This window comes from Microbacterium sp. Bi128, from assembly GCF_918698205.1.
This window is the reverse complement of sequence record NZ_CAKKMM010000636.1, coordinates 1-2,823: the sequence shown is the minus strand read 5'-3', so window position 1 is coordinate 2,823 and position 2,823 is coordinate 1. Positions and strand designations below refer to the sequence as shown.

The following is a 2,823-nucleotide window of genomic DNA, read 5'->3' as shown; positions in this document are numbered from 1 at the left end:
GCCGCGGAGACGCTGGCGCCCGTCGCGGAAACGCTGCCGCCCGTCCTGTCCACGGGAGCTTCGGCGACGCGGGGATCGACGTCGACGCCCACGGATGCCGCGCCCGAACGCACGGCGAACGGGTCGAGGGTATCGCCGTCTCGGTGGGGGTCGGCGCCGTCGCCCGCGGCGACATCGGCATTCACGGTCGACGTCGCGTACTGCCGCGAGAGCAACCGATAGGACCGGGTGAGGAACGCCCCCGCACCGAAGACGACCATCACGAGTCCGGCGACGAGGAAGATCAGCGCGATCCCGCGCCCGATTCCGTCGCCGAGCAACCACTCCCACTGCGCGCGGCCGGCATCGCCGTCCATGTAGGGGATGATGACGAACTCGGCGATGGGCGCGATCAGGAACGCCGTGATCGGCGCCGACGCCGACTCGAAGGCGGCGGCGAACCCGAACACCCGGCCCTGCGTTTCGAGCGGCACGACCTTCTGGATCACGGTCTGCTCCGCGGACTCCACCATCGGGATCAGCGCCATGTAGATCCAGATGCCCCCGACGTACAGCCACCACCAGTCGCGCAGGGTGAAGGCCGCCCCGAGGACGCCCATCGCGATCACCACGAGCAGCATCGTGCGGATCGGGTTGCGGCCGAGGCCGAACTTGGCCACGAGGCCGCCGCCGATGATGAAGCCCGTCGCCGTGACGCCCAGCACGATGCCCCAGATCTCGACGGGGAAGAGCTGCAGACCGTAGGGGTCCATGAGGACGAGGTAGACGCCGCCGATGAGGTTGTTGAACGTGGAGAAGATGAGCAGCGCGAACAGACCGGGGGCGGCGCGCACGGCCCGAACGGCACCGCGCACGTCGACGGCCGGCATCCGCTCGGTCGCGGCCGACGGCCTCTGCTCGGGGATGCGGATCGTCAGCAGGTGCGCGAGCGCCGCGAGGGTCAACGCGATCGCGATCGCGAGCGTCCAACCCATGCCGAGCACTCCGACCGACAGTCCGCTGAACACGCTCGTCACGACGAAGGAGAGACCCTGCACCGTGCCGACGAGGCCGTTCGCGTTCGGCCGGCGGTCTTCGGGCACGAGCAGCGTCACCGTGGTCGACAGCGCGATGTTGCGCATGTTCTCGACGACCGCGCCGGCGAGGATGACCCCGGCGAAGATCCAGAACCAGGGCCCGCCGAGGTCGAGCAGCGCCCGCTCGGGGAAGAGGAGCCACAGAACCCCCGCCACCGCGAACGCCGCGAGGGTCACGGCCCCCGAGAACACCATGACGCGGTGTTTGCGGTGCCGGTCGACGATCGTGCCGAAGAGCATCGCGAAGATCGCCAGCAGCAGCATGTACGCGCCGCCGACGATGCCCGTGGCCAGGACCGACCGGGTCTCGAGGTAGACCCAGAACGTGAGCGCGAACCACAGGTAGCTCGTGGTGACGTTGGCGACCGCCGTGTTAACCAGGACACCCACGAACGCGCGGCGCCCCTCGGCGGCGGACACCACGGTGGGGGCGGCGGACGGGGGCGTCTCGGTCATGCCGCACACGTTAGCGACCCCCTCCGACATCGACCAGAGCGAGGGCCCCGGTGACTACTCTGGAGGGGTGACCCCCCTGCATGACACCGCCGTCCGCGGCTTCGCGTCCGACAACTATTCCGGCATCCACCCCGAGGTGCTGGCGGCGATCGCCGCCGCCAACGAGGGCCACCAGGTCGCGTACGGAGAAGACGTCTACACCGCTCGTCTGCAGCAACTGTTCACGGGTCTGCTCGGCGAGGGCGTCGAGGCTTATCCCGTCTTCAACGGCACGGGCGCGAACGTCGTCGGTTTGCAGTCGATGCTCCCCCGCTGGGGTGCGGTGATCACGGCATCCACCGCGCACATCAACGTCGACGAGGGCGGTGCCCCCGAGCGCGTCGGCGGCATCAAGCTGCTGACCGTCCCCACCGACGACGGCAAGCTCACGCCCGAACTGGTCGACCGCGAAGCCTGGGGGTGGGGCGATGAGCACCGGGCCCAGCCGCTCGTGGTCTCGATCACGCAGTCGACCGAGCTCGGCACCCTGTACTCGGTCGACGAGATCCGCGCCCTGGCCGACCACGCGCACGGGCACGGCATGCGCCTGCACATGGACGGCGCCCGCATCTCGAATGCGGCGGCGGCGCTCGATGTGCCGCTGCGCGCCTTCACCCGCGACGCGGGCGTCGACGTGCTCAGCTTCGGCGGCACGAAGAACGGCGCGATGATCGGCGAGGCGATCGTCGTGCTCGACCCGGCGGCATCCACGGGTCTGACCTACCTCCGCAAGCTCGACATGCAGCTCTCCAGCAAGATGCGCTTCGTCTCGGCCCAGCTGGTCGCGCTCCTCGACGGCGATCTGTGGCTGCACAACGCCCGTCACTCCAACGCGATGGCGCAGCGGCTTCGTGCGGGGGTAGAGGCCGGCCTCGCCGACGGCTCGATCCGCGGGGTCGAATTCACTCAGCCGACGCAGGCGAACGGCGTCTTCGCGACCCTGCCCGTGGGCGTGGCCGACCGGCTGCGCCAGAGCTTCCGCTTCTACGACTGGGACGAGATGCGCCGCGAGGTGCGCTGGATGTGCTCGTTCGACACGACCGAGTCCGACATCGACGCCTTCATCGCCGCGATCGCCCGCGAGACCACGCGCTGACACCCGCTCCCCCGCGAGGGCCGTGGCATCCCGAACCGGATGCCGCGGCCCTCGCCGCTCCGCACCCCGCGCACCGCGCCCCGCGCCCCGCGCACCGCGCCGAGAACAGGCCACGCGCCCGGAACAGGCCGATCCGCCGCCAAACACCCTGTCCTC

Annotated in this window: 2 protein-coding genes; one reads left to right on the top strand and one right to left on the bottom strand. The window is 70.3% G+C overall.

The window, feature by feature from the left end; genetic code table 11:
- Positions 1 to 1,532, bottom strand: a 1,532-nt coding sequence (locus tag LQV45_RS24100; RefSeq protein ID WP_230009149.1) for an MFS transporter, incomplete at its 3' end; no start/stop codon positions are given.
- Between the two features lie 67 nt (positions 1,533 to 1,599).
- Here LQV45_RS24100 and LQV45_RS24095 point away from each other — a divergent pair.
- Positions 1,600 to 2,667, top strand: a complete 1,068-nt coding sequence (locus tag LQV45_RS24095; protein ID WP_230009148.1) for a low specificity L-threonine aldolase — start codon at positions 1,600 to 1,602, stop codon at positions 2,665 to 2,667.
- Positions 2,668 to 2,823: the final 156 nt, after the last annotated feature.